General features: G+C 70.6%; 21 protein-coding genes. 8 read left to right on the top strand and 13 right to left on the bottom strand.

Features of this window, described 5'->3' with window-relative positions; all coding sequences use genetic code 11:
- The first annotated feature begins 64 nt into the window (after window positions 1–64).
- The 4 genes from EIY87_RS41600 to EIY87_RS41585 all read left to right on the top strand — a co-directional run bounded on the left by EIY87_RS41600 (window position 65) and on the right by EIY87_RS41585 (window position 3,671).
- The gene (locus tag EIY87_RS41600) at window positions 65–766 is read left to right on the top strand and encodes a S1 family peptidase (protein ID WP_125315459.1); all 702 of its coding nucleotides are present in this window, start codon (window positions 65–67) and stop codon (window positions 764–766) included.
- Between the two features lie 78 nt (window positions 767–844).
- Entirely contained in the window at window positions 845–1,981 is a 1,137-nt protein-coding gene (locus EIY87_RS41595; RefSeq protein WP_125315458.1) for a permease, read from the top strand.
- A 40-nt stretch (window positions 1,982–2,021) separates the two neighbouring features.
- Window positions 2,022–2,591, top strand: a complete 570-nt coding sequence (locus EIY87_RS41590; RefSeq protein WP_125315457.1) for a TetR/AcrR family transcriptional regulator — start codon at window positions 2,022–2,024, stop codon at window positions 2,589–2,591.
- Window positions 2,592–2,663: 72 nt separating this feature from the next.
- Window positions 2,664–3,671 (top strand): medium chain dehydrogenase/reductase family protein, encoded by a 1,008-nt coding sequence (locus EIY87_RS41585; protein WP_125315456.1) that lies wholly within the window; start codon window positions 2,664–2,666, stop codon window positions 3,669–3,671.
- 51 nt (window positions 3,672–3,722) lie between these two features.
- Here the strand turns inward: EIY87_RS41585 and argG are convergent, their stop codons facing one another.
- A complete protein-coding gene (argG, locus tag EIY87_RS41580; RefSeq protein WP_125315455.1) occupies window positions 3,723–5,168 on the bottom strand; it encodes an argininosuccinate synthase in 1,446 nt (481 codons plus the stop codon).
- Between the two features lie 91 nt (window positions 5,169–5,259).
- On the opposite strand from argG, the gene EIY87_RS41575 reads away from it, so the two are divergent.
- On the top strand, window positions 5,260–6,192 hold the full coding sequence (locus EIY87_RS41575) for an aminoglycoside phosphotransferase family protein (RefSeq protein ID WP_125315454.1): 933 nt from the start codon (window positions 5,260–5,262) through the stop codon (window positions 6,190–6,192).
- On the opposite strand, the gene EIY87_RS41570 is transcribed toward EIY87_RS41575, so the two are convergent.
- The 4 genes from EIY87_RS41570 to EIY87_RS41555 all read right to left on the bottom strand — a co-directional run bounded on the left by EIY87_RS41570 (window position 6,107) and on the right by EIY87_RS41555 (window position 11,327).
- Window positions 6,107–7,189, bottom strand: coding sequence for a hypothetical protein (locus tag EIY87_RS41570; protein WP_125315453.1), 1,083 nt, complete (start codon window positions 7,187–7,189; stop codon window positions 6,107–6,109). The two genes, EIY87_RS41575 and EIY87_RS41570, sit on opposite strands and share 86 nt — an antisense overlap.
- Window positions 7,190–7,254: 65 nt before the next feature.
- On the bottom strand, window positions 7,255–8,964 hold the full coding sequence (locus tag EIY87_RS41565) for a glycerol-3-phosphate dehydrogenase/oxidase (protein WP_125315452.1): 1,710 nt from the start codon (window positions 8,962–8,964) through the stop codon (window positions 7,255–7,257).
- 7 nt (window positions 8,965–8,971) lie between these two features.
- The gene (gene glpK / locus EIY87_RS41560) at window positions 8,972–10,489 is read right to left on the bottom strand and encodes a glycerol kinase GlpK (protein ID WP_125315451.1); all 1,518 of its coding nucleotides are present in this window, start codon (window positions 10,487–10,489) and stop codon (window positions 8,972–8,974) included.
- Between the two features lie 16 nt (window positions 10,490–10,505).
- A complete protein-coding gene (locus tag EIY87_RS41555) occupies window positions 10,506–11,327 on the bottom strand; it encodes an MIP/aquaporin family protein (RefSeq protein ID WP_125315450.1) in 822 nt (273 codons plus the stop codon).
- Window positions 11,328–11,481: 154 nt separating this feature from the next.
- Between EIY87_RS41555 and EIY87_RS41550 the strand changes: the two genes are divergently transcribed.
- Together EIY87_RS41550 and glpK (EIY87_RS41545) are read left to right on the top strand one after the other, a co-directional pair.
- Window positions 11,482–12,234, top strand: a complete 753-nt coding sequence (locus tag EIY87_RS41550) for an IclR family transcriptional regulator (RefSeq protein WP_125315449.1) — start codon at window positions 11,482–11,484, stop codon at window positions 12,232–12,234.
- Between the two features lie 13 nt (window positions 12,235–12,247).
- Complete coding sequence (gene glpK, locus EIY87_RS41545) at window positions 12,248–14,197, top strand: glycerol kinase GlpK (protein WP_125315448.1); 1,950 nt, start codon at window positions 12,248–12,250, stop codon at window positions 14,195–14,197.
- A gap of 162 nt (window positions 14,198–14,359) precedes the next feature.
- Here glpK (EIY87_RS41545) and EIY87_RS41540 read toward each other — a convergent pair whose 3' ends face one another.
- Window positions 14,360–15,130 (bottom strand): substrate-binding domain-containing protein, encoded by a 771-nt coding sequence (locus EIY87_RS41540; protein WP_125315447.1) that lies wholly within the window; start codon window positions 15,128–15,130, stop codon window positions 14,360–14,362.
- A gap of 226 nt (window positions 15,131–15,356) precedes the next feature.
- Between EIY87_RS41540 and EIY87_RS41535 the strand changes: the two genes are divergently transcribed.
- On the top strand, window positions 15,357–16,802 hold the full coding sequence (locus tag EIY87_RS41535; protein WP_125315446.1) for a DUF1996 domain-containing protein: 1,446 nt from the start codon (window positions 15,357–15,359) through the stop codon (window positions 16,800–16,802).
- Window position 16,803: 1 nt separating this feature from the next.
- On the opposite strand, the gene EIY87_RS41530 is transcribed toward EIY87_RS41535, so the two are convergent.
- The 7 genes from EIY87_RS41530 to araB all read right to left on the bottom strand — a co-directional run bounded on the left by EIY87_RS41530 (window position 16,804) and on the right by araB (window position 25,304).
- Complete coding sequence (locus EIY87_RS41530) at window positions 16,804–17,496, bottom strand: glycoside hydrolase family 12 protein (protein ID WP_125315445.1); 693 nt, start codon at window positions 17,494–17,496, stop codon at window positions 16,804–16,806.
- A gap of 133 nt (window positions 17,497–17,629) precedes the next feature.
- Window positions 17,630–18,850, bottom strand: a complete 1,221-nt coding sequence (mmsB, locus tag EIY87_RS41525; RefSeq protein ID WP_125315444.1) for a multiple monosaccharide ABC transporter permease — start codon at window positions 18,848–18,850, stop codon at window positions 17,630–17,632.
- Window positions 18,847–20,367: a multiple monosaccharide ABC transporter ATP-binding protein gene (gene mmsA / locus EIY87_RS41520; protein ID WP_125315443.1), complete on the bottom strand. Its 1,521-nt coding sequence runs from the start codon at window positions 20,365–20,367 to the stop codon at window positions 18,847–18,849. Before mmsA ends, mmsB begins: the two co-directional genes overlap by 4 nt.
- Window positions 20,364–21,467 carry a multiple monosaccharide ABC transporter substrate-binding protein gene (gene chvE / locus EIY87_RS41515; protein WP_125315442.1) on the bottom strand — a complete coding sequence of 368 codons (1,104 nt, stop codon included), beginning with the start codon at window positions 21,465–21,467 and terminating at the stop codon, window positions 20,364–20,366. Before chvE ends, mmsA begins: the two co-directional genes overlap by 4 nt.
- Window positions 21,468–21,484: 17 nt before the next feature.
- Complete coding sequence (gene araA / locus EIY87_RS41510; protein WP_125315441.1) at window positions 21,485–22,984, bottom strand: L-arabinose isomerase; 1,500 nt, start codon at window positions 22,982–22,984, stop codon at window positions 21,485–21,487.
- A 14-nt stretch (window positions 22,985–22,998) separates the two neighbouring features.
- Window positions 22,999–23,676, bottom strand: a complete 678-nt coding sequence (locus tag EIY87_RS41505) for an L-ribulose-5-phosphate 4-epimerase (RefSeq protein WP_125315440.1) — start codon at window positions 23,674–23,676, stop codon at window positions 22,999–23,001.
- A complete protein-coding gene (araB, locus tag EIY87_RS41500; RefSeq protein ID WP_125315439.1) occupies window positions 23,676–25,304 on the bottom strand; it encodes a ribulokinase in 1,629 nt (542 codons plus the stop codon). Before araB ends, EIY87_RS41505 begins: the two co-directional genes overlap by 1 nt.
- Window positions 25,305–25,320 lie beyond the last annotated feature (16 nt).

Raw genomic sequence — 25,320 nt, 5'->3', positions numbered from 1 at the left:
GGGTGTGTCCTTGACCACCCCGTCACCGCGAGGCCCCGGTCCGCGGCTGGAGGTTGATCGTAAAGTGCGTATCGCGCGAACCGGCGTAGTCGTCTCCGGTGTTTTCCTCTCGGCGTTCGTGGCCGCCGCGCCCGCCCTGGCCGCGCAGCCGGCCATCATCGACGGCGGCAACGCCGACTCGCTCCACTCCGCGGCCCGGATGTTCGCCGGCGGCCAGGAGATCTGCTCGGCGACTATCATCGCGCCGGACTGGATCCTCACCGCCCGCCACTGCACGCAGGGCGCCGACGGCCAGTCGATCAGCTTCCACGTCGGCGACCTCGACCAGACGAAGGGCACCACGGTCAACGCGACCTCGGTGCACGAGGCGCCGGACGCGGACATCGCGCTGGTGCAGATCGACCAGCAGGTGCAGACGGACTACGCGCCGCTGGGCAGCGAGGGCGACGTCAAGGTGGGCGACCAGGCCGAGGTCTACGGCTGGGGCGCGACCTGCACCGACAAGCCTGAGATCGAGTGCCAGTCCCAGCTGCTCAAGGTGGCGAAGGTCAGCGTGACGTCGATCGACTGCCCGGACGGCGCGGCGGGCGTCTCGGTCTGCGCGAACCGCGGCGACGGCATCACGGCGGGCGGCGACTCCGGCGGCCCGATGTACGCGAACGGCAAGCAGGTCGGCGTCGCGTCGACCAGCGACCGGCAGTCCTACACCGCGTACATCAACATCACGAAGTACCGCGACTGGATCTCCCAGACCGCCGGCGTCTGAGCCCGGTCACCGAACCGCCCGCCGTGTCCCTTGTGGACGCGGCGGGCGGTCGCGCCTCCCCGGGGGTACCTTGCGGACGTGGCGGAGATCGGTGAAGCACTGGCCATGGCGGGGTCGATGACCTGGGAGATCCTGTGGGCGCTGATCCTCGGCTTCCTGCTGAGCGCCGTCGTCCAGGCGGTCGTGCGGAAGTCGACGATCGTGCGGCTGCTGGGCGACGACCGGCCGCGGACGCTCGCGGTGGCGTCGCTGCTCGGCGCGGCGTCGTCGTCCTGTTCCTACGCCGCGGTCGCGCTGGCGCGGTCGCTGTTCCGCCGGGGCGCGCACTTCACCGCCGCGATGGCGTTCGAGATCGGGTCGACGAACCTCGTCGTCGAGCTGGGGATCATCCTGGCCCTGCTGCTGGGCTGGCAGTTCACCGCCGCGGAGTTCGTCGGCGGGCCGATCATGATCGTGCTGCTGGCGGTGCTCTTCCGCGTGTTCGTCCGCGGGCGGTTGCTCGAAAAGGCTCGCGAACAGGCAGAAAAGGGCATCGCCGGGTCGATGGAGGGTCACGCCGCGATGGACATGTCCGTCCAGGGCCCGGGTTCGTTCCGCCACCGGCTGTTCTCGGCGGACGGCTTCACCGCCGTCGCGCACGTGTTCGTCATGGAGTGGGCGGCGATCCTGCGCGACCTGGTGATCGGGCTGCTGATCGCCGGCGCGGTCGGCGCGTGGGTGCCGGAATCGTGGTGGCGCGCGCTGTTCTTCACCGACCACCCCGTCGCTTCGGCGATCTGGGGGCCGATCATCGGGCCGGTCGTGGCGATCCTCGCGTTCGTCTGCTCGATCGGCAACGCGCCGCTGGCCGCGGTGCTGTGGAACGGCGGCATCAGCTTCGGCGGCGTGGTCTCCTTCATCTTCGCCGACCTGCTGATCCTGCCGATCCTGAACATCTACCGGAAGTACTACGGCGCGCGGATGGCGCTGGTGCTGCTCGGCACATTCTACGCGGCTATGGTCGGCGCGGGCTACCTCGTCGAGCTGCTCTTCGGCGTCGCGGGCCTCATCCCGGCCGAGCGCTCGGCGACGATCGTGCGGGAAGGCATCAGCTGGAACTACACGACGTGGCTGAACATCGCGTTCCTGCTGCTCGCCGCGGCACTGACGACCCGCTTCTTCCGGACCGGCGGCGCCGGGATGCTCCGGATGATGGGCGGCGCCCCCGAGCACTGACGCTTGCCCCGCCGTCGAGAGTGAGTGTACAGTCACTCACATGACGAAGCGCGGTGCCACGCTCTCCACCTCCGACGCCCGGCGGGACGTCGTCGTCGACGCCGCCATCGCCGAGTTCGCCCGCGGCGGGTACCACGGGACGCCGATCAGCGCGGTGGCCGAGCGGGCCGACATCTCCCCCGCGTACGTCTTCAAGTTGTTCCCCGGCAAGGTTTCCCTGTTCGTCGCCGCGCTCGACCGGTGCTACGAACTCGTCACGCACGCGCTCTCCAACGGGGCCGCCCGGGCCGACGGCGAAGACCCCGACCAGCTCCTCTACGAGATGGGCGGCGCCTACGCCGAACTGATCGCCGACCGGAACCTGCTCATGCTGCAGGTGCACGCCCAGTCGGCCGCCGACACGCCGGAGATCGCCGACGCCGTGCGGCGCGGGCTGGCGAAGGTGACCGAGTTCGCCCGCTCGCGCTCCGGCGCCGGGGACGAGCAGGTGCAGCGGTTCATCGCCTACGGCCAGCTCTGCCACCTGATCGCCACCCTCGACCTGGACGAGCATGCCGGCGAGTGGGCCGCGATCCTCTCCGCCGGCATCCGCCACCCCGGCAAAAACTGACCCCGGCCAGCAAGTCCTTTTTCGCGCCCGTCGAGTGATTGACCAGTCACTCACATCTGGAAGGAACCCCTGATGACCGTCACCGAAATCGTCCTCCCCGGCCTCGTCGAGCCGGACGGCCTCCGCGTCGAGCACCGCGAGCTGCCGCCCCTCGCCCCCGGGGAAGCCTTGCTCCGCGTCGAGGCGAGCGGCGTCTCCTTCGCCGAACAGCAGATGCGGCGCGGCAAGTACTTCGACCAGCCGCCGTTCCCGTTCGTCCCCGGCTACGACGTCGTCGGCACGGTCCTCGACGCCGAGGATCCGGCGCTCGTCGGCCGCCGCGTGGCCGCCCTGACCAAGATCGGCGGCTGGCGCAGCCACCTCGCCGTCCCCGCCGCGGACCTGGTGCCGGTGCCCGGCGGGCTGGACGCGGCCGACGCGGAAACGTTCGTGGTCAACGGCATCACGGCGTGGCAGATGCTGCACCGGCACGCGAAGGTGCGGCCCGGCGGCACGATCCTGGTCCACGGCGCGAGCGGCGGCGTCGGCTCCACGCTCGTGCAGCTCGCCCGCACGGCCGGCATCACCGTGATCGGTACCGCCTCGGCGCGCAACCTCGACGTCGTGACCGCGCTCGGCGCCACCGCGCTCGACTACCGCGGCGATGTCCCCGCCCGGGTGCGCGAACTGGCGCCCGGCGGCGTCGACGCCGTCTTCGACCACGTCGGCGGCCCCGGCATCGCCGACTCGTTCCGCCTGCTGGCGCCCGGCGGCGCGCTGATCGCGTACGGCAGCGCGGCCACGAAGGACACCCCGGGCAACTCGCGGCTGCCGGTGCTCAAGCTCTTCGCGCGGCTGCTGTGGTGGAACGCCCTGCCGAACCGGCGCCGGGCGCACTTCTACAACGTCTGGGGCGGCAAGCGGAATCCCGCCCGGTTCCGCGCGCGCCTGGCCGAGGACCTCACGGCCGTCTTCGACCTCGCGGCGAAGGGACAGCTCGAAGCCCAGGTGGCCGCGCGGATTCCCCTGACGGAAGCGGGGAAAGCGCTGGCGCTGGCCGAATCCGGAACGGTGACCGGCAAGGTCGTCCTCGTTCCCTGAACGCACCGAAGGCCACCACGGCGGGCGTGGTGGCCTTCGGTGCGTGCTCGATCAGTCCGTGCCGAACTCCATCGCCGCGCTGTCGAGCAGCTCGACGTCGTCGGTCTTGCCGCGCGAGGCGATCACTTCGGCGCCGCCCTCCGGCATCGCGCCGATCAGGCCGGTCGACGCGGCCTGGGCGGCGCCGATCAGCTTCGGGTTCTTGCCGCCGACCATGCCGAGGCTCGCGTACTGCTCCAGCTTCGCCCGCGAGTCGGCGATGTCGAGGTTGCGCATGGTCAGCTGGCCGATCCGGTCCACCGGGCCGAACGCCGAGTCCTCGGTGCGCTCCATCGACAGCTTGTCCGGGTGGTAGCTGAACGCCGGGCCGGTCGTGTCGAGGATCGAGTAGTCCTCGCCGCGCCGCAGCCGCAGCGTCACCTCGCCGGTGATCGCGGTGCCGACCCAGCGCTGCAGCGACTCGCGCAGCATCATCGCCTGCGGGTCCAGCCAGCGGCCTTCGTACATCAGGCGGCCGAGCCGGCGGCCTTCGTTGTGGTAGCTGGCGAGGGTGTCCTCGTTGTGGATGGCGTTGACGAGCCGCTCGTAGGCGGCGTGCAGCAGCGCCATGCCCGGCGCCTCGTAGATGCCGCGGCTCTTCGCCTCGATGATCCGGTTCTCGATCTGGTCGGACATGCCCAGGCCGTGGCGGCCGCCGATGGCGTTGGCCTCCAGCACCAGGTCGACGGCGGAGGCGAACTCCTTGCCGTTGATCGTCACAGGCCTGCCGTGTTCGAAGCCGATCGTGACGTCTTCGGCCGGGATCTCCACGGCCGGGTCCCAGAACGCCACGCCCATGATCGGCTTGACGATCTCGATGCCGGTGTCGAGGTGCTCCAGCGACTTCGCCTCGTGCGTGGCGCCCCAGATGTTGGCGTCGGTGGAGTAGGCCTTTTCGGTGCTGTCCCGGTACGGCAGGTCGTGCGCGGCCAGCCACTCCGACATCTCCTTGCGGCCGCCCAGCTCGGTGACGAAGTCGGCGTCGAGCCACGGCTTGTAGATCCGCAGGGAGGGGTTGGCCAGCAGGCCGTAGCGGTAGAACCGCTCGATGTCGTTGCCCTTGTAGGTGGAGCCGTCGCCCCAGATCTGGACGTCGTCCTCGAGCATGGCGCGCACCAGCAGCGTGCCGGTGACGGCGCGGCCGAGCGGCGTGGTGTTGAAGTAGCTGCGGCCGCCGGTGCGGATGTGGAACGCCCCGCAGGTCAGCGCCGCGAGCCCTTCTTCGACGAGGGCTTCCCGGCAGTCGACCAGCCGCGCGATCTCGGCGCCGTACTGGCCGGCCCGCCCGGGCACGGAGTCGATGTCGGGCTCGTCGTACTGCCCGATGTCGGCGGTGTAGGTGCAGGGCACCGCGCCCTTGTCGCGCATCCACGCGACCGCTACGGAAGTGTCGAGGCCACCGGAGAAGGCGATACCGACACGCTCGCCGACGGGCAGGGAAGTGAGCACCTTGGACATGCGAATGATTATGCACGGCTATGCATCACCGTGCAATCCGGGGTGCCTGGCGTCACTGATATCGCGTTGACGTCGGTGGTTCGCTGGACGCATGGCCCGGATGCACGCCGACGAGCACGCGATCGACACCGCGCTGGTCCGGCGGCTCGTCGACGGCCAGTTCCCCCGGTGGGCCGGCCTGCCCCTCACTCCGTTGGCGTCCGGCGGCACGGTCAACGCGGTGTACCGCCTGGACGGTTCCCTGACCGTCCGGCTGCCGCTCACCGCGGGCGGCGCCGGCGACATCGCGAAGGAACGCCGAGCCCTCGCCACCCTCGGCGAGCTGCCGGTGGCGGTCCCGGCCGTCGTCGCGGTCGGCGAGCCGGCCGAGGGCTACCCGTGGCGGTGGGCGGTGCACGGCTGGCTCGACGGCACACCGGCCCGCGAAGGCCACCTCGCGCCGGCCCGCGACCTGGCGGAGTTCGTGCGTGCGCTGCGGGCGCACCCGCCGGACGGTCCCCCGACGCGCCGCGGGAAGCCCCTGTCCGATGTGGACACGGCCACCCGCCGGGCGATCGAAGAGCTGCGCGGCACCGGCGAGCCGTTCGACGCGGAGGCGGCCCTCGCCGTCTGGGCCGAGGCGCTCGAAGCTCCGCAGTGGACCGGGCCGCCGTGCCGGCTGCACGGGGACCTGATGCCGAGCAACCTCCTGCTGCGCGACGGCCGCCTCAGCGGCGTCCTCGACTGGGCGACCGCGGGTGCCGGCGACCCGGCGGCCGACCTGATCCCGGCGTGGAACCTGCTGACCGCGGACACCCGCGGCACCTTCCGCGACGAGGTCGGCGGGGACGACGCGACCTGGGCCCGCGGCCGGGGCCGCGCGCTGTCGATGGCGGTGATCCAGCTGCCCTACTACCGCCACACCAACCCGGTCATCTCCGCCAACGCCCGCTACGTGCTCACCGAGCTTGGTTGCCGACCGGCTCCCCGAAGCGCCACAGCACCGCGTGGGAGTTCTGGCCGGGCACCGAACACGACCCCGTGACCTCCCAGTCGTTCAGCCCCTTCGCGAAGCAGATCCCGCCCTCGGGCACCGGCAGCCGCAGCACCCGGCCGGCCCGGTCCCACACCACCGGCGTCCCCGCGTCGAGCTGCCCGAGCACCGCGCCCGACGGGCTCACGGCCGTGAACCGGCTGTCCGCGCCGTCCGCGAGCACGGTGAGCGTGCCCGCCGGGTCCCAGCGCGCGATCCGCGTGGTGGCGTCCTTGTCGCGCACCTCGCCGACGATCGTCCCGTCGGCGGCGATGGCCAGCGCTTCGCTGGCCTCCCAGGTGGTGTCGAGGACCGTGGGCCGGCCCGTCGAGTCCCACTTGGCCGCGTGGCCGCCGGTGCTGCCGACCACGGTGCCGGCGTTGTCGATGTCGTGCAGGGAACCGCCGTCGGTCAGCGCGACGACGGTGCCCGCGGGGTCCCAGTACGTCGTCTCGCTGATCACCGCGCCCGCGTCGTTCATCGCCCGGACCCGGCCGAGGCCGAGCACGGTGACCGTGCCCTGGCTGTCCCACCGCACCGCGGCGTCCGGACCGGGCGCGCCGTAGGCGGTCCCGGCGACCATGCCGCTCTCGTTGACCGCGACCGGCGTGGACCACGCGTAGCCGGGGAACCCGGTCGGCTGTTCCAGCTCCACCGGCACGCCGGAGGCGTCCCAGCGGGTGGCCCGCCCGGTCGTGACGTGGTTGGTCGAGTCCCCGACCGCCACGCCCGCCTCGCTGAGCGCGGTGGCTTTCACCGTGCTGTAGCCGTCCAGCGGCCGCAGCTCGCTGATCCGGCCGGCCGCGTCCCAGCGGGCGCCGTGCACGTCGAACGCCTTGTCGTAGGCCTCGCCGAACACCGTGCCGTGGTTCGTCACCAGCAGTCCCGAGCTGGTCAGCCCGCCGGGCAGCGTGCCGAGGTCGATCGGCCCGGTCACCTCGTCCGCACTCGCCGGGACCGCGGCGAGCACCGTCATCGCCGCCGCCGTCGCGAGAACACCTCTGAACATCCCCTGCTCCTCCCCTGTCGGGTGGGTTCCGGGGGGTCCACGCGCGGCGGCGGCGATCGGTTGAGTCAGCCCGGCAAAAGCGCCGGTGCCGCGAGGCGGGTGGCGTTCGCCGCCTCGTCGTCCGGGGCCTCCTGCGCCGAGCGTTCCGCCTCGACCCGCGCGAGGTAGTTCGCCACCTCGCGCTCGGTCCGCGGCGCGTCCCAGCCCAGCACCGGGGCCATCAGCGCGGCCACTTCGGGCGCCGCCGTCACGCCGCGGTCGCGCTCCTCGATCGAGATGCGCGTGCGGCGGGTCAGGACGTCCTCCAGGTGCAGCGCGCCTTCGTGCGAAGCCGCATACACGGCCTCCGCGCGCAGGTACTCCGAAGCACCCGGAATCGGTGACGCCAGCGAAGGATCGTCGCGGATCAGGTCCAGCAGGTTCCAGATCCGCGTGCCGTACCGCTGCAGCAGGTGCTCCACCTGCGGCACGGTCAGGCCCGCCCGCGAAGCGACGGCGAAGCGGTCGTCCCACAGCTCGTGGTAGCCGTCCGCGCCGACGATCGGGAGCCGGTCGGTCCACGACGGCGGGGCCGGGCGGCCGACGTCCTCGACCACCACGTCGACCGCGTCCGCGGCCATCACCCGGTACGTCGTGTACTTGCCGCCGGCCACGATCACCAGGCCCGGCACCGGGTGCGCCACCGCGTGTTCGCGCGACAGCTTCGTCGTCGCGGCCGCCTTCGCCGCGAGCAGCGGCCGCAGACCCGCGTACACGCCTTCGATGTCGTCGTGCGTCACCGGCGTCCGCAGCACCTTGTTGAGGTGCTCCAGCACGTAGTCGACGTCCGCGCGGCTCGCCGCCGGGTGCTCGCGGTCGAGATCCCACTCGGTGTCGGTGGTGCCGACGATCCAGTGCCGGCCCCACGGGATCACGAAGAGCACGCTCTTCTCCGTGCGCAGGATCAGCCCGGTGTCGAGGTCGATCTTCTCCCGCGGCACCACCAGGTGGATGCCCTTCGACGCCCGGACGGTGAACGGCGCGGGAATGCCGGCCGCCGCCGCCATGTCGTCGCTCCACACGCCCGTCGCGGCGACCACCGTGCGAGCGCGGATCTCGAACTCGATCCCGCTCTCGCGGTCGACGACCTTGGCGCCGACCACCCGGTCGCCGTCGCGCAGCAGCGACGTCACGCGGGCCCGCGTCAGCACCGAAGCGCCCTGCTCGGCCGCCGTCCGCGCGATCGTCATCGTGTGGCGGGCGTCGTCGACCTGGGCGTCGTAGTACTGGATCGCGCCGATCAGCGCGTCGTCGGCCAGGCCCGGCGCCGCCTTGAACGCACCGCGCTTGGACAGGTGCCGGTGCCGCGGCAGCGCGCGGGCGCCGCCGAGCGTGTCGTACAGCGTGACGCCGGCGCCGATGTACCCGCGCTCCCACACCCGGTGCTGGAGCGGCACCAGGAACTTCACCGGCCGCACCAGGTGCGGGGCCAGCTTCTGCAGCAGCAGCCCGCGCTCCTTCAGCGCCTCGCGCACCAGCTTGAAGTCGAGCTGCTCCAGGTAGCGCAGTCCGCCGTGGATCAGCTTCGACGACCGGCTGGACGTGCCGGCGGCGAAGTCGCGGGCCTCGACCAGCGCGGTCGACAGCCCCCGGGACGCGGCGTCGAGCGCGACGCCGGCCCCGGTCACTCCCCCGCCGACGACCAGCACGTCGACCTCTTCGCGCGCCAGCTTCTTCAACGTCTCCGCGCGGTACAGCGGGGACAGCGGCACGGCTTCCACCGAACTCCTCTTCATCGGATCCTCACTCCACATCGACCCAGTCGAGCGTGCGGCCGACGGCTTTCTGCCAGCCCGCGTAGCCCTCGGCGCGCTGCTCGTCGCTCCACGACGGCGTCCAGCGCTTGTCTTCGTTCCAGTTCTGCTCGAGCTCGTCGGTCGACCGCCAGAAGCCGACGGCCAGCCCGGCCGCGTAGGCGGCCCCGAGCGCGGTGGTCTCGGCGACGACCGGCTTCGACACCGGCACGCCGAGGATGTCCGCCTGCAGCTGCATGCACAGCTCGTTGGCGGTGACGCCGCCGTCGACCCGCAGCACGTCGAGCGTGACGCCGGAGTCGTTCTGCATGGCCTCGACGACGTCGCGGGTCTGGTAGCAGATCGCTTCCAGGGTGGCCCGCGCGATGTGGGCGTTCGTCGTGGCGCGGGTGAGCCCGACGATCGCGCCGCGCGCGTCGGAGCGCCAGTACGGCGCGAACAGGCCGGAGAACGCCGGGACGAAGTAGACGCCGCCGTTGTCCTCGACCTGGCGGGCCAGGCTTTCGCTCTGCGCAGCGCCGCTGATGATGCCCAGCTGGTCGCGCAGCCACTGCACGGCCGAGCCGGTGACGGCGATCGAGCCCTCCAGCGCGTAGACCGGCTTCTCGTCGCCGAACTGGTAGCAGAGCGTCGTCAGCAGGCCGTGCTGGGAGCGCACCAGCTCGTGGCCGGTGTTGAGGAGCAGGAAGTTGCCGGTGCCGTAGGTGTTCTTGGCCTCGCCGGGCCGGAAGCAGACCTGGCCGACGGTGGCCGCCTGCTGGTCGCCGAGGACGCCGGTGATGGCGACCTCGCCGCCGAGCGGGCCGTCGGCGCGGGTGGTGCCGAAGAAGCCCGGGTTCGACGAGGGCCGGATGGCCGGCAGCATCGAGCGGGGGACGTTGAAGAACGACAGCAGTTCGTCGTCCCAGTCGAGGGTTTCGAGGTCCATCAGCATGGTGCGCGACGCGTTGGTCGGGTCGGTGACGTGCACGCCGCCGTCCACTCCGCCGGTCAGGTTCCAGATGAGCCACGAGTCGGTGGTGCCGAAGAGCGCGTCGCCCTTCTCCGCGTCCTCGCGCACGCCGTCGACGTTCTCGAGGATCCACTGCAGCTTGCCGCCGGAGAAGTACGTCGCGGGCGGGAGGCCGGCCTTGCGGCGGATGGTGTCGCCCTTGCCCTCGCGCTCGAGCGCGGAGGCGATCCGGTCGGTGCGGGTGTCCTGCCAGACGATCGCGTTGCCGTACGGGCGGCCGGTGCGCCGGTTCCACACGACGGTGGTCTCGCGCTGGTTGGTGATGCCCAGCGCGGCCAGGTCGCCGTGGGTCAGGTTGGCCTTGTTGAGCGCGGTCGCGATGACCGAGCGGGTGCGTTCCCAGATCTCGGTGGCGTCGTGCTCGACCCAGCCCGGCTTGGGCAGGATCTGCTCGTGTTCGAGCTGGTGGCGGGCGATTTCGTTGCCGCCGTGGTCGAAGATCATGAAGCGGGTGCTCGTGGTGCCCTGGTCAACGGCGCCGACGTAGTCTGGCATCGGGGTTCTCCTCAACTCAGTTGGCGGGCTCGAGGTCCTTGGCGGGCATGGCGTCGAGCGGGTCCCCGGTGGGCAGGAAGCGCTCGATCAGGTACTTGTAGATCGCGCCGCCGACGAGGGCGCCGATGATCGGCCCGACGATCGGGATCCACCAGTAGGGGAAGCCGTACTGGTCGGACCACGCCGTGTCGTAGCCGGTCAGCCAGGACGCCAGGCGCGGGCCGAAGTCGCGGGCGGGGTTGATCGCGTAGCCGGCGTTGGTGCCCCAGGCCATGCCGATGGCGACGACGAGGAAGCCGACGACGACCGGGGCGAGGTTCGCGCCCGGCGAGGTGTTGCGCAGGTCGGTGATGGCGAACAGGACGATCAGCAGGATCGCGGTGCCGATGATCTGGTCGCGGAAGGCGCCCCAGTCGCCGACCGGGAGCGTGCCGTTGCCCGGCAGGGTGGAGAAGACGCCCTGGGTCTTGATCGTGAGGCCGGGGTCCTTGGCGTTGAGCACCTCGGTGTAGTTCCAGCGCACCAGCATCGCGGCGAGGAACGCACCGGCGGTCTGCGCGAGGGCGTAGGGGGCGACCTTGCGCCACTCGAAGCCCTTGAACACCGCGAGCGCGATGGTCACGGCCGGGTTCAGGTGCGCGCCGCTGATCCGCGAAGCGACGTAAACACCGAGCGTGACGCCGAGCCCCCAGGCCCAGGCGATGCTGTCGTGGTCCCCGATGCCCGCGGCGGCGACCTGCGCCACCACCCCGCACCCGAACAGGATGAGGATCATCGTTCCCACGAACTCGGCGGCCATCTCGCCGCCGAGCCCGCGGGCCTTGAGGTTTCGCACCATTGCTTTCCTCCACAAAGGACCTTGTCCCCCTACTGGTGGATGAAAGTTAAGTTCGGGTTTCGGGGTGGTCAACGCACGGCGGTCGGCATTGTCGAACGGCCGATGTGGATGTTCGACATTGTCGAATCGGGGCCGGTCAGGTTAAGGTCGCGCCGTGCCCGGTCCGATCCAGTCCATCGAGCGCGCCGCCGCGATCCTGCGGTTGCTGGCGCGCGGTTCGGGCCGCCTGGGCGTCGGCGAGATCGCGGAGTCGCTGGAGCTGGCGAAGGGCACGGCGCACGGGATCCTGCGGACGCTGCAGGGCGTCGGGTTCGTCGAGCAGGACCGCGACACGGGCAAGTACCAGCTCGGCGCGGCGCTGCTGCACCTGGGCACGAGCTACCTCGACGTCAACGAGCTGCGGTCGCGGGCGATCAACTGGGCGGACGCGCTGGCGGCGCGCAGCGGCGAGGCCGTCCGGATCGGCGCGCCGCTGGAGGGCCGGGTGCTGGTGGTGCACCACGTGTTCCGCCCGGACGACAGCCTGCAGACCCTCGACGTCGGCACGCTGCTGCCGCTGCACGCGACGGCGCTGGGCAAGGTGCTGCTGGCCTACGACACGACGCTGAAGGCGGACCCGGAGCCGTACACGCGCCGCACGCTGGTCACCCAGACGGCGATCAAGCGCGCGTGTGCGAAGGTACGTGAGGCGGGCTGGGCGGCGGAGAACGGCGAGATGATCTCCGGCGAGGCCGGTATCGCGGCCCCGATCCGCGGCCACGGCGGCATCGTGGTCGGCGCGATCGGGGTGACCGGCGCGGTGGAGCGGATCTGCGAGCCGGACGGCAGCCCGAGCCCGCGGCTGCTGGGCCACGTCCGCGACGCGGCGCGTGCGGTGTCGCGGGACCTGGGCGCGTCCCGGTGGTGAAGGAGGTGAGCACGTGGTCCAGCGGTACGTGATGTCCATCGACCAGGGCACCACCTCCACCCGGTGCATCCTGTTCGACGCCCGCGGCCGGCTCGTCTCGGTCGTGCAGCGCGAACACCAGCAGCACTTCCCGCGCCCCGGGTGGGTCGAGCACGACGCCGTCGAGATCTGGCGGAACGTCTCCCGGATCGTGCCGCAGGCACTGGCCGACGCCGGGGCGAGCGCGGAGCAGGTCGTCGGGCTCGGGATCGCCAACCAGCGCGAGACCACCGTGCTGTGGGACCGGCGGACCGGCAACCCGGTCGGGCGGGCCATCGTCTGGCAGGACACCCGCACCGACGCCATGCTCGAACAGCTCGCCCGCGAGCCCGGCGCCGACCGCGTGCGGCAGCTGTGCGGGCTGCCGCTGGCGACGTACTTCTCCGCGCCGCGCGTCCGCTGGCTGCTCGACCGCACCCCCGGCCTGCGCGAGCGCGCCGAGCGCGGCGACGTCCTCTTCGGGACCATCGAGAGCTGGCTGATCTGGAACCTCACCGGCGGCGCCGAGGGCGGCGTGCACGTCACCGACGTCACGAACGCCTCGCGCACCATGCTGATGAACCTGCGCACGCTCAGCTGGGACGACGAGCTGCTCGACTTCTTCGACGTCCCGCGCGCGATGCTGCCGGAGATCCGGTCCTCCACCGAGGTCTACGGCACCACTTCGCGCGTGGTTCCCGGCATCCGCATCGCGGCGGCGCTGGGCGACCAGCAGGCCGCGCTGTTCGGCCAGACGTGCTTCGCGCCCGGCGAGGCGAAGTGCACCTACGGCACCGGCAGCTTCCTGCTGCTCAACACCGGTCCGACGCCGGTGCTGTCCACCCACGGCATGCTCACCACAGTCGGCTTCAAGATCGGCGACGAGCCCGCGGTGTACGCCCTCGAAGGCTCGATCGCCGTCACCGGGTCGCTGGTGCAGTGGTTCCGCGACGGCCTGGAGCTGATCGGCAGCGCGCCCGAGATCGAGACCCTCGCCCGCACGGTCGAGGACAACGGCGGCTGCTACATCGTGCCCGCGTTCTCCGGGCTGTTCGCCCCGCACTGGCACAGCGAGGCCCGCGGCGTGATCGCCGGCCTGACGTCGTACATCACGAAGGGCCACCTGGCGCGCGCGGTGCTGGAGGCGACCGGCTGGCAGACCCGCGAGGTCGTCGACGCGATGAACGCGGACTCCGGGCTGGCGCTCTCGTCGCTGAAGGTCGACGGTGGGATGACCGCCGACAACCTGCTGATGCAGTTCATCGCCGACGTCCTCGACGTCCCGGTGGTCCGCCCGATGGTGGCGGAGACGGTGTCCCTCGGCGCGGCCTACGCGGCCGGGCTGTCCGTCGGGTACTGGCCGGACCTGGAGGGCCTGCGCCGCAACTGGCACCGCGCCGGCCAGTGGCTCCCGGCGATGGACCCGGCCCGCCGCGCGTCGGAGTACGGCCACTGGCGCCAGGCGGTGGAGCTGACGTTCGGCTGGATGCGCCCGGGCCCGGTCGCCGCCGCACCCGGGTCCGACCTGGTCGAGGTGCTGCTGGCCGACCACCGCCGCTTCGAGCAGCTGCTGCGCGACCTCCGCAACACCGAAGCCGACCGCGAGGCACTGGTGGCGGAGCTGGCGGCGTTGCTGGTCGCCCACGCGACGGCGACCGAGCGCATCGTCCGCCCGGACTCGCCGGGGATCCCGTTCGCCGAAGACCTTCTGGCCGTCCTGGAGAGCGAGGACTTCGAGAAGGCGTTGCCGCAGCTGGAAAACGTCGTGGACGCGCACGTGCGCGGCGAGGAACGCGGACTGCTGAACGACCTGCGGCGGGCGATGTCCACTTCGGACCGGACCGGGCTGGGGCGGGCGTTCGTCGCGGAACGGCGCCGTCAGCTGGACCTGGCCTGCGGGAACCCCGGCCACATCCGCGAACTGGGCGACCGGCTCACGCTCTAGTGTCGCGCGTCGCAAGTTGCCTTCCACGTTCGGAACGAGCGCCCCAATGTGGCGTTCGGTGCGTCCAACGCACCCAATGTGGCGTTCGGTGCGTCCAACGCAACCAACGCCACATTGGGGCGCATCAGTGGGCCGCTGTCAACGAACCTCGGACGCACGACACTAGCCCGCCCGCAGGCAGCGGCTGCTCTCCCGCACCACCAGCTCCCCCTCGACCGTCCCCCGCACCGGAGCCGCGACACCCTCGATCCGGGCCACCAAAGCAGCCAGCGTCTGGCGGCCCGCCGCCACGAAATCCTGCCGGACGGTCGTCAGCGGCGGGGCGAAGTACGCCGCCTCGGGGACGTCGTCGAAGCCGACCACGTGGGCGTCACGAGGGACTCGCACGCCCGCTTCGGTGAACGCCGCGAGCAACCCCAGTGCCATGTGGTCGTTGGCCGAGAACACCGCCTGCACGCCGGGTTCGGCGGCCAGGGACTGGCCCGCGCGGTAGCCGGACCGTGCCGTCCAGTCGCCGCGGACCACCGGGGGAACCTCGGCGCCGTGGCGCTCCAGTGTTTCGCGCCAGCCGCGTTCGCGGGCACGGGCCGCCGGGCCGTCTTCCGGGCCGCCGAGGTGCCAGACCGTCAGGTGGCCGAGCTCCAACAGGTGCTCGGTGGCGCGGCGCGCGCCCGCGTACTGGTCGGTCAAGGCGGCCGGGACGAGCGGGATCGGGGCGCGGTCCGGGACCAGGCTCCCGTCGAGCACGACGATCCCCGCCACGCCCTGCAGCCGCAGCCCCGCCACCGCGGCCGACACCGCCGCGTCGCCGGGACCCGGGACGCTGAAGACGTTCAGCGCATACCCCTGCTCGCGGGCGGCCACGCGGAGGCCGTGCAGCAGCGGTCCGGACGCGGTCGTGCCGGTCGCGATCACGCCGAGGGTGCCGGGCATGCCTCGATGTTAGCGATCACACCACCAGACGTGAACTTTGTTCACCTTCCATAAATAACGAAACGGTAACGCGCGATTCCACGCTTGAACCGGCCTCCGACAGGAGCCGTTTCTGCCAATGCCGGAACCAGTGCCCCGGACGCGGTGGCACTCCCCCGGGTTCCGCGCGTCTCCCACCGGGCACGCAGCTGTTTCCAGCGCGCCCGGAAAACCGAACGAGGTGACCATGGCCCGGAAAACCACCCGCACTCCCGCCACGGGCAGGCATCGCATCACCCGCCGCACGAAGATCGCGACCGGCGGTCTCGCGCTCGCGCTCGCCGTCGGCGGCATCGTCGTCGCGACCACCGCCGGGCGCACCGGCGAGGCCAGCGCCGACGAGGCCGACCCGTCGTTCTTTCTCGACATCGCCAAGGTTCCCAGTGGTGTTAACGTGAACAAAGCGCTGCAGAGACAAGGCGCGCGCGGCACGTTCACCGTCGACTGCGGCCGCAACGAAAACCAGCACTTCAACCCCGACAACTTCATCGCACAGCCCGGTGTCCGCAACGGCGCGCAGCACTTGCACGACTACGTCGGCAACCTGTCGACGAACGCCGATTCGAACAACAAGAGCCTCGCGAAGGCCGGCACCACCTGCAAGAACGGCGACAAGTCCGCGTACTTCTGGCCCGTCGTCCGGATCGACACCGGCGAGGCGGAGGCGAACCCGCCCGCGACGCAGCCGGACCGCGCCGGCAGCGCGAAGGACAAGGCGAGCACCCAGGTCGACTGCCCGGACGTCGCCAGCAAGCTCCCCGACGTCCCCGACCAGGCCATGGACGAGGTGAACCGCAACCTCGACCTGCTCGACAAGCAGATCGACGAGGCGAACGCGCGGATCGCGAACGGCGACCTCAAGACGCCGCAGGACGTCCAGAACGCCGTCGTCGGCCCGCTCAAGGACAAGCGGGCCGCGACCATCGACCGGATCGCCATCGCGATCGGCCGCCGGGCGGCCAAGCCGACGAACCTGGGCGGGCTCGCGGCGTGCGTGCTCAAGCAGAACGGCCAGGGCGGGCTCGACAACGGCGGTCAGAACAGCGGCGGCCAGGCGGCCGAGCTGCCGGGCGTCAACGACAAGAACGAGCTGGCCGGCAACGACGGCGAGATCCAGCGCGTCCGCTCGGCGACCATCACGTTCACCAGCGGCGGCGCGAAGAAGGTCGTCGCGATGCCGCAGTTCCTCCGCATCCTCTACGGCGACGCCAAGCAGAGCACCAACGGCCCGGCCAACGCCCGCCCCAGCTGGACGTGCACCGGCTTCGAGGACCGGCTGACCGACCACTACCCGATCTGCCCGCCGAACAGCCGGGTCGAGCGGATCCACGCGTTCCCGAACTGCTGGGACGGCAAGAACATCGACAGCGCCAACCACCGCACGCACATCGTGTTCGCCGACCAGCAGGGCAAGTGCCCGCAGGGCTTCAAGAACGTGCCGCAGCTGGTCATCAAGCTGGTCTACGACATCCCGCACGACATCCAGGTGAAGGGTCAGTACAAAGTGGACGCCTTCCCGCAGGAGAGCCACAACCCGCGCTCGGACCACGACGACTTCGCCAACGTCATGGGCCAGCGCCTGATGAACCAGGTGGTCAACTGCATCAACACCGGCCGTACCTGCCGGCAGTGATTCAGGACGACGTGACCGAATAGCTGTTCGCGGCGAAGTCCAGTCCACCGGCGGACGAGGTGATCTCGAAGCCGAACTGGACTTCGCCGAGCGTCACGTCGCCGAACCACCCGCGGGCGCGGATCCAGTTCAGCACCGCCAGGACGTCGACCGTCCCCGCGTTGGTGTTCGACGTCCGCACGAACGAGAAGACCGCGTTCGACCCGTTCGATCCCTGGTAGACGTCCCAGGTGTGGCCGCCGACCGTCGCCGTGGTCTGCTTGGTGCCGAGCGGACCGACTGCGCCCTGCTTGTTCATCCACAGCATGATTTCGTAGGCGTTGTTGTCCGCCCAGATGTCGTACGCCGTCTCGTAGGCGCCGCTGCCGGGACGGTTCACCGAGAAGCTGCTCGACACCTTTCCGAGCGCGCTCAGCTTCTTGCCGACGTTCTTCGCCGAATGCGGGTACGACTTCACGCCACCCGTGTTCGGCTGATCCGACCACACACCCCAGTTGGAATACGAATTCGCCCAGATGGTCTGCGGGCCGGCACCACTGCCCCAGACGTCGTTGCGGATCGTGTACCCGCCATTGGACCAGGTCGCCCATTTGTCCGAAGACGACCACGTCGCAGCTGTTGCCACACCTGTAGAACCGGCCACGGAAGCGGCCACGGTCAGGGAAACCACAAGGGAACGCACGACTTTGCGCATGGGGAAGGCCTCCACGGTGAGGGATTCACCAGCACTATGAAGGTCCCGTTACCACCCGGTCAAGCAATTCGAGAACTTCGAAAAGGAAAGGGGCTTTCCCGTCGAACGGGAAAGCCCCTTTTCGATGCCGGACTCAGGAAGCCGCGCGGCGTTTCGTCCAGATGTCGTACGCCACGGCCGCCAGCAGCACGACGCCCTTCACCAGCATCACCCGCTCGCTCGGCGCGCCGATCAGGGACATCCCGTTGTTGATGACCGCCATGATCAGGCCGCCGGTGATCGCGCCGACCACCTTGCCGACGCCGCCCTGCACGGCCGCGCCGCCGATGAACGCCGCCGCGATCGCGTCGAGCTCGAAGTTGACGCCCGCCGTCGGGCCCGCCTGGTTGAGCCGGCCGGCGAAGATGACCCCCGCGAGCGCGGCCAGCACGCCCATGTTGACGAAGATCCAGAACGTCACCTGCTTGACCTTGACGCCCGAGAGCGTCGCCGCCTGCAGGTTGCCGCCGACGGCGTAGATGTGCCTGCCGAACACCGACTTCCCGGCCACGAGCGAGTAGCCGAGCACCAGCGCCGCCAGCAGGATCAGCACCCACGGCAGGTTCTTGAACCGCGCGAGCTGCACGACCAGCGCCATCACCAGCACCGCGATCCCGGCGAGCTTCAGCACGAAGACCGCGAACGGGTCGACGTCCTGGCCGTAGCCCAGCCTGCCCATCCGCTTGCGCCACTGCGTGAACACGATGCCGGCCACCGCGGCCACGCCGGCCAGCAGCGACACCAGGTCGGCGCCGCCGAGCGGGCCGAGGCCGATGTTGCCGAGGTACCCGTCGGTGAAGCCGTTGGACAGCGTGCGGATCGCGTCCGGGAACGGGCCGATGCCCTGGTTGCCCAGCACGGTCAGGGTCAGCGCCCGGAACGCCAGCATGCCGGCGAGCGTCACGATGAACGCCGGGATGCCGAAGTAGGCGACCCAGTAGCCCTGCCACGCGCCGATGACCGCGCCGACGGCGAGGGTGATCAGCACCGCCCAGAACCACGGCATCTGCGAGTTCACCATCAGCACCGCCGACACCGCGCCGGTCATCGCGACGACGGACCCGGCGGACAGGTCGATGTGCCCGGAGATGATCACCAGGATCATCCCGATCGCGAGGATCAGCACGTAGCTGTTCTGCACGATGATGTTGGAGATGTTCTGCGGTTCCAGCAGCGCGCCGCCGGTGAGCACCTCGAACAGCACCACGATCAGCGCGAACGCGACGTAGATGCCGCTCTGGCGCGGGTTGATCGAGATCCTCCGCTTGGAGCGCTCAACCGGGGGCGCGGCCGGCCGCGCTTCGGTCGTGGTCATTCCCGTTCCTTCGTCATGTACTGCATGAGCAGTTCCTGGGTGGCTTGTTCGCGGGTCGCCTCACCGGTGATCCGGCCCGCCGACAGCGCGTAGATCCGGTCGCAGAGCCCGAGCAGCTCCGGCAGCTCGGAGGAGATGACCAGCACGGCCTTCCCCTGCGCGGCCAGCTCGTTGATGATCGTGTAGATCTCGAACTTCGCGCCGACGTCGATGCCGCGCGTCGGCTCGTCGAGGATCAGCACGTCCGGGTCGGTGAAGATCCACTTGGCCAGCACGACCTTCTGCTGGTTGCCGCCGGAGAGCTTCCCGGTCACGCTGCGCACGGACGGCGCCTTGATCCGCAGGTCGCGGTGGTAGCGGGCGGCCGTGTCGTGCTCGGCGTGCTCGTTCACCCACCCCCGCTTCGCCAGCTTGCCCAGCCCGGCCGCGGACACGTTGCGCTGGATGTCCTCGATCAGGTTGAGCCCGTAGCGCTTCCGGTCCTCGGTGGCGTAGGCGATGCCGTGGCGGACGGCGTCCTGCACGGACCGGACGTCGATCTCCTTCCCGTGCTTGACGATCCGCCCGGAGATGTCCTTGCCGTAGGACCGGCCGAACACGCTCATCGCGAGCTCGGTGCGGCCCGCGCCCATCAGCCCGGCCAGCCCGACGATCTCCCCGCGCCGCAGCGAGAGCGACGCGTTGTCGACGATCACCCGGCCCGCCTGGGTCGGGCTGTGCACGGTCCAGTCCTCGATCCGCAGCACCTCTTCGCCGATGTCCGGTTCCCGGGGCGGGAACCGGTGCTCGAGGTCGCGGCCGACCATGCCGGTGATGATGCGTTCCTCGGTCAGCCCCGCCGCGTCCAGCGTCTCGATCGTCTTGCCGTCGCGCAGGATCGTGACGGTGTCGGCGATCGCGGTCACCTCGCCCAGCTTGTGCGAGATGATCACGCAGGTGACGCCCTCGTCGCGCAGCCCGCGCAGCAGCTCGAGCAGGTGGGCCGAGTCGTCGTCGTTGAGCGCCGCGGTGGGCTCGTCGAGGATGAGCAGCTTCACCTCCTTGGACAGCGCCTTGGCGATCTCGACGAGCTGCTGCTTGCCGACGCCGAGCTCCTGCACCGCCCGCGTGGCGTTTTCGGCGAGGCCGACGCGCTTGAGCAGCGCGCCGGCCTCGTGGTTGGTGCGGTTCCAGTCGATCCAGCCCCGCTTGTGCTGTTCGTTGCCGAGGAAGATGTTCTCCGCGATCGACAACTGGCCGCACAGCGCGAGTTCCTGGTGGATGATCACGATCCCGCGCCGCTCGCTGTCGCGCACCGACCCGAACTCGCACCGCTGCCCGTCGAAGGTGATCTCGCCGTCGTACGTCCCGTGCGGGTAGACGCCCGAGAGCACCTTCATCAGGGTGGACTTCCCGGCGCCGTTCTCCCCGCAGATCGCGTGGATCTCCCCCTGGCGCACGGAAAGCGTGACGTCGGACAGCGCCTTGACCCCGGGGAAGGTCTTGGTGATCCCGCGCATGCCGAGTAGTTCGGTCATTTCAGCTGACCTGCCGTGTAGTAGCCCGAGTCGACCAGTTCCTTCTGGTAGTTCGACTTGTCCACGGTCACCGGCTGCAGCAGGTAGGACGGGACGACCTTCTTGCCGTTGTCGTAGTCGGTGGTGTTGTTGACCTCGGGCTTCTGTCCCTTGAGGACGGAGTCGGCCATCTTGACGGTGGTGTCGGCGAGCTTGCGGGTGTCCTTGAAGACCGTCGAGTACTGCTCACCGGCGATGATCGACTTGACCGAGGCGACCTCGGCGTCCTGCCCGGTGACGATCGGGTAGGGCTGGCCGGCGGTGCCGTAGCCGTTGCTCTTCAGCGCCGACAGGATGCCGATCGACAGGCCGTCGTACGGCGAGAGCACGCCCGCGACCTTCGCGCCACCGGTGTAGGTCTTGGTGAGCAGGTCCTCCATGCGCCGCTGCGCGGTGGCCGGGTCCCAGCGCAGGATGGCCGCGCGGGCGAAGTCGGTCTGCCCGCTCTTGACGACCAGCTTGCCGCTGTCGATCAGGGGCTTCAGGACGGACATCGCGCCGTTGAAGAAGAAGGTCGCGTTGTTGTCGTCCGGGGAACCGGCGAACAGCTCGACGTTGAACGGCCCCGGCCCGGTGCCCAGGCCCTTGACCAGCGAGTTCGCCTGCTCCACGCCGACCTTGAAGTTGTCGAACGTGGCGTAGTAGTCGACGTTCGGCGAGTTGCGGATCAGCCGGTCGTAGGCGATGACCGGGATCTTGCGGTCGGCCGCCTCCTGCAGCTGGGTGGTGATGGCGGTGCCGTCGATCGAGGCGATGACCAGGAGCTTGGCGCCCTTGGTGATCTGGTTCTCGATCTGGTTCACCTGGGTGGGGATGTCGTTCTCGGCGTACTGGAGGTCGACCTTGTACCCGAGCTTCTCCAGCGCCGACTTGATGTTGTCGCCGTCGTGGATCCAGCGCTCCGACGACTTCGTCGGCATCGTGACACCGACCAGGCCGCCCGCCGCGCTCGTGCCGGACGGGGCCGCCTGGTCCGCCGTCTTCTGGCTCGAGCCGCACGCCGACAGCGTGAGCGCGAGCCCCGCGGCCGCGAGCGCCGCGATTCCTCTGGTGAACTTCATTGTTCCGTTTTCCTTTCTCAGAAACCCTGGGCGAGCCGGTGGTAGGCCTGGTTCCAGCGGATGCGGTCGGCGAAGCCGTGCGGCGTGGTGTCGGAGTCGATCACCAGCAGCTCGACGCCGAGCAGGTTCGCGAAGTCGCGAAGGGATTCCGTGCTGACGGCCTGGGTGAGCACGGTGTGGTGCGGGCCGCCCGCGGTGATCCACGACTCCGCGGACGTCGACAGCGACGGCGCCGGCTCCCAGACCGCCCGCGCCACCGGCAGGTTCGGCAGCGGCTCGTCCGGCTCGACGACCTCGATCTCGTTGGCCACCAGGCGGAACCGGTCGCCGAGGTCGACCAGGCCGAGGGTGACGCCGGGGCCGGGTGCCGCGTCGAACACCAGCCGGACCGGGTCCTCGCGGCCGCCGATGCCCAGCGCGTGGATCTCGCACGACGGCTTCGCGGCGGCGATGCTCGGGCAGACTTCGAGCATGTGGGCGCCGAGGATCTTCGGCGTGCCCGGCCCGAAGTGGTAGGTGTAGTCCTCCATGAACGACGTGCCCCGGTCGGACCCGACGCCCATCGCCTTGACCGCGGCCAGCAGCGCCGAGGTCTTCCAGTCGCCCTCGCCGCCGAAGCCGTAGCCGTCGGCCATCAGCCGCTGGACCGCGAGCCCGGGCAGCTGGCGCAGGCCGCCCAGGTCCTCGAAGTTCGTCGTGAACGCGCCGAACCCGCCGTCGGTGAGGAACTTCCGCAGCCCGGCTTCGATCTTCGCGGCGTACCGCAGCGACTCGTGCCGCGCTCCCCCGGCCGCCAGGTCCGGGACGACGTCGTAGTCCTGGGCGTACTGCGCCACGAGCGAGTCCACATCGGACACCGAGTCGACGGCTTCGACCAGGTCGTTCACGCCGTAGGTGTTGACGGAGACGCCGAACCGCAGCTCGGCTTCGACCTTGTCCCCTTCGGTGACGGCGACGTCGCGCATGTTGTCGCCGAACCGGGCCAGCCGGAGGTTGCGCAGGTGGTCGGCGCCGATCGCGGCGCGTGCCCACGCGTCGATCCGCGCGACGACGGCCGGGTCCGACACGTGGCCGGCGACGGTCTTGCGCGGGACGCCGAGGCGGGTCTGGATGAACCCGAACTCGCGGTCGCCGTGCGCGGCCTGGTTGAGGTTCATGAAGTCCATGTCGATGGTCGACCACGGCAGGGCTTCGTTGAGCTGGGTGTGCAGGTGCAGCAGCGGCTTGCGCAGCGCGTCCAGCCCGGTGATCCACATCTTCGCGGGCGAGAAGGTGTGCATCCACGCGATCACGCCGACGCACGCGGCGTCGGAGTTGGCTTCCTGCAGGACGCGGCGGATCGACGCGGACTCGGTCAGCACCGGCTTGCCGACGATCTCGGCCGGGAGCCCGCCGGAGGCGGCCAGGAGCTGCTGGATCCGCAGGGACTGGCCGGCGACCTGTTCGAGGGTTTCCTCGCCGTAGAGGGCCTGGCTCCCGGTGAGGAACCAGAGCTGGGGTTTCGACGCGCGGGTCATCGTTCTCCTTGGAATCAGTGCTGGCCGTAGACGTTCTGGTACCGGGCGTAGAGCCGGTCGACGTCCTCGGGCGGCAGGGGTTCGGGCGTGCCCAGCTCGAAGGCCTTGTGGACGGTGCGGGCCACGTCCTCGACCATCACGGCGGCCTTGACCGCGTCGCGGGCGGTGCGGCCGACGGTGAACGGGCCGTGGTTGCGCATCAGCACGGCCGGCGACCGGCTCGCGCGAAGCGTTTCGACGATGCCGCGGCCGATGGAGTCGTCGCCGATCAGGGCGAACGGCCCGACCGGGATCTCGCCGCCGAACTCGTCGGCGATCATCGTGAGCACGCACGGGATCGGCTCGCCGCGCGCGGCCCACGCCGTGGCGTACGTCGAGTGCGTGTGGACGACGCCGCCGATCTCGGGCATGTGCCGGTAGACGTAGGCGTGCGCGGCGGTGTCCGACGACGGCGCGAGGTCGCCCTCGACGAGCTCACCGTGCAGGTCGGTGACCACCATGGTGTCCGCGGACAGGTTGTCGTAGGACACCCCCGAGGGCTTGATCACCAGCAGGTCGCGGCCGGGGACCCGGGCCGAGACGTTGCCCGCGGTCCAGATGACCAGCTCGTTGCGGGTCAGTTCGCCGTGCAGCTTCGCCACGGTGTCCCGCAGTTCGGCGACGGTGTCGAGCACTTCACCGGTCAGGGACATCAGGACCGTCCTTTCGCGACTGCGCGGCGGCGGGCGGCGAGGCGGTGCATGACATCGTTGCCGCCACGGCCGAAGTAGTCGTGCAACGTCGTGTACTCGGCGTACAGCTCGTCGTAGGCGGTGACGTGCGCGGGCACCGGCTGGTAGACCGCGCGCTCGACCGAGCCCATCGCGGCGGCGGCCGCGCGGATGTCGGGGTAGGCCCCGGCGGCGACCGCGGCGTGGATGGCCGAGCCGAGCGCGGGTCCCTGCTCGGAGCCGATGACCGACAGCGGGAGGTTGGTGACGTCGGCGTAGATCTGCATGAGCAGCGCGTTCTTGACCAGGCCGCCCGCGATGATCAGCTCGGTGACCGGGACGCCGGCCTCGCCGAAGGTCTCGATGATCTTGCGGGTGCCGAACGCCGTGGCCTCCAGCAGCGCGCGGTAGACGTCTTCGGCGCGGGTGGCCAGCGTCTGGCCGACGATCACGCCGGACAGCTCGTGGTCGACGAGCACCGACCGGTTGCCGCTGTGCCAGTCCAGGGCGACCAGGCCGTGTTCGCCGATCTCCTGCTGCGCGGCCAGCCGGGTGAGCTCCTCGTGCCCGTCCTGGGCGAAGTGCTCGGTGAACCACCCGAAGATGTCGCCGACACCGCTCTGCCCGGCTTCGTAGCCCCAGAGGCCGGAGACGATCCCGCCGTCGACGACCCCGCACATGCCGGGGACTTCCCGCAGCTCGGCGCCGTTCATCACGTGGCACGTCGAGGTGCCCATGATGGCGACCATCTGACCGGGTTCGACGGCGTTCGCCGCGGGCGCGGTGACGTGCGCGTCAACGTTGCCAACGGCCACGGCGATGCCCTCGGGCAGCCCGGTCCACTCGGCCGCTTCGGCGCTCAGTGAGCCGGCGCGCGAACCCAATTGCCCCAGGGGGTGTTCGAGCTTGTCGGCCACGAAGGACTCGAAGCCGGGCGCCAGTTCGCGGAGGAAGTCGCGGCTGGGGTACTGGCCGTCCTGCAGGATGCCCTTGTACCCGGCGGTGCACGCGTTGCGGACGTAGGTGCCGGTCAGCTGCCAGACGATCCAGTCGGCCGCCTCGACCCAGTACCGCATCGCGCCGTAAACCTCCGGTGCCTCTTCGAACACCTGGAGTCCCTTGGCGAACTCCCACTCCGACGAGATCAGCCCGCCGTAGCGCGGCAGCCACTTCTCGCCGCGCGTGCGGGCCAGCTCGTTGATGCGGTCCGCCTGCGGCTGGGCCGAGTGGTGCTTCCACAGCTTGACGTAGGCGTGCGGGTTGCCTGCGAACTCGGGCAGCTCGCACAGCGGCGTGCCGTCCGCGGTGGTCGGCACCATCGTGCAGGCGGTGAAGTCGGTGGCGATGCCGATGACGTCGGCCGGGTCCGCCCCGGCCGCGGCGAGCGCGGCCGGGACGGCGGTGCGGAGCACTCCGACGTAGTCCGCGGGCACCTGCAGCGCCCAGTCCGGCGGCAGCGGGCGACCGGTGGCGGGCAGCGTCTCGTCGAGCACCCCGTGCGGGTATTCGAAGACCGCGCTGCCCAGCTCGGCGCCGTCCGCCACGCGCACGACCACGGCGCGGCCCGACAGCGTGCCGAAGTCGACGCCGACGGTGAGTGGTTGTCCCACGGTGTCCTCTCTCCTG

The sequence above is a fragment of the Amycolatopsis eburnea genome (assembly GCF_003937945.1).
In the GTDB taxonomy this organism is placed as follows: Bacteria; Actinomycetota; Actinomycetes; order Mycobacteriales; family Pseudonocardiaceae; genus Amycolatopsis; species Amycolatopsis eburnea.
Note: the sequence above shows the minus strand (reverse complement) of the source record. Positions and strands in the feature narration are given on the sequence as shown.

Bases quoted from the DNA above. Each gene is read 5' to 3' on its own strand.
- EIY87_RS41590 (WP_125315457.1), top strand. From the start codon at position 2,022: ATGACGAAGCGCGGTGCCACGCTCTCCACCTCCGACGCCCGGCGGGAC.
- mmsB (WP_125315444.1), bottom strand. From the start codon at position 18,850: ATGACCACGACCGAAGCGCGGCCGGCCGCGCCCCCGGTTGAGCGCTCC.
- araA (WP_125315441.1), bottom strand. From the start codon at position 22,984: ATGACCCGCGCGTCGAAACCCCAGCTCTGGTTCCTCACCGGGAGCCAG.
- EIY87_RS41530 (WP_125315445.1), bottom strand. From the start codon at position 17,496: ATGCGCAAAGTCGTGCGTTCCCTTGTGGTTTCCCTGACCGTGGCCGCT.
- EIY87_RS41565 (WP_125315452.1), bottom strand. From the start codon at position 8,964: ATGAAGAGGAGTTCGGTGGAAGCCGTGCCGCTGTCCCCGCTGTACCGC.
- EIY87_RS41570 (WP_125315453.1), bottom strand. From the start codon at position 7,189: ATGTTCAGAGGTGTTCTCGCGACGGCGGCGGCGATGACGGTGCTCGCC.
- mmsA (WP_125315443.1), bottom strand. From the start codon at position 20,367: ATGACCGAACTACTCGGCATGCGCGGGATCACCAAGACCTTCCCCGGG.
- EIY87_RS41575 (WP_125315454.1), top strand. From the start codon at position 5,260: ATGGCCCGGATGCACGCCGACGAGCACGCGATCGACACCGCGCTGGTC.
- chvE (WP_125315442.1), bottom strand. From the start codon at position 21,467: ATGAAGTTCACCAGAGGAATCGCGGCGCTCGCGGCCGCGGGGCTCGCG.
- EIY87_RS41555 (WP_125315450.1), bottom strand. From the start codon at position 11,327: ATGGTGCGAAACCTCAAGGCCCGCGGGCTCGGCGGCGAGATGGCCGCC.
- EIY87_RS41585 (WP_125315456.1), top strand. From the start codon at position 2,664: ATGACCGTCACCGAAATCGTCCTCCCCGGCCTCGTCGAGCCGGACGGC.
- EIY87_RS41535 (WP_125315446.1), top strand. From the start codon at position 15,357: ATGGCCCGGAAAACCACCCGCACTCCCGCCACGGGCAGGCATCGCATC.
- argG (WP_125315455.1), bottom strand. From the start codon at position 5,168: ATGTCCAAGGTGCTCACTTCCCTGCCCGTCGGCGAGCGTGTCGGTATC.
- EIY87_RS41505 (WP_125315440.1), bottom strand. From the start codon at position 23,676: ATGTCCCTGACCGGTGAAGTGCTCGACACCGTCGCCGAACTGCGGGAC.
- EIY87_RS41540 (WP_125315447.1), bottom strand. From the start codon at position 15,130: ATGCCCGGCACCCTCGGCGTGATCGCGACCGGCACGACCGCGTCCGGA.
- glpK (WP_125315451.1), bottom strand. From the start codon at position 10,489: ATGCCAGACTACGTCGGCGCCGTTGACCAGGGCACCACGAGCACCCGC.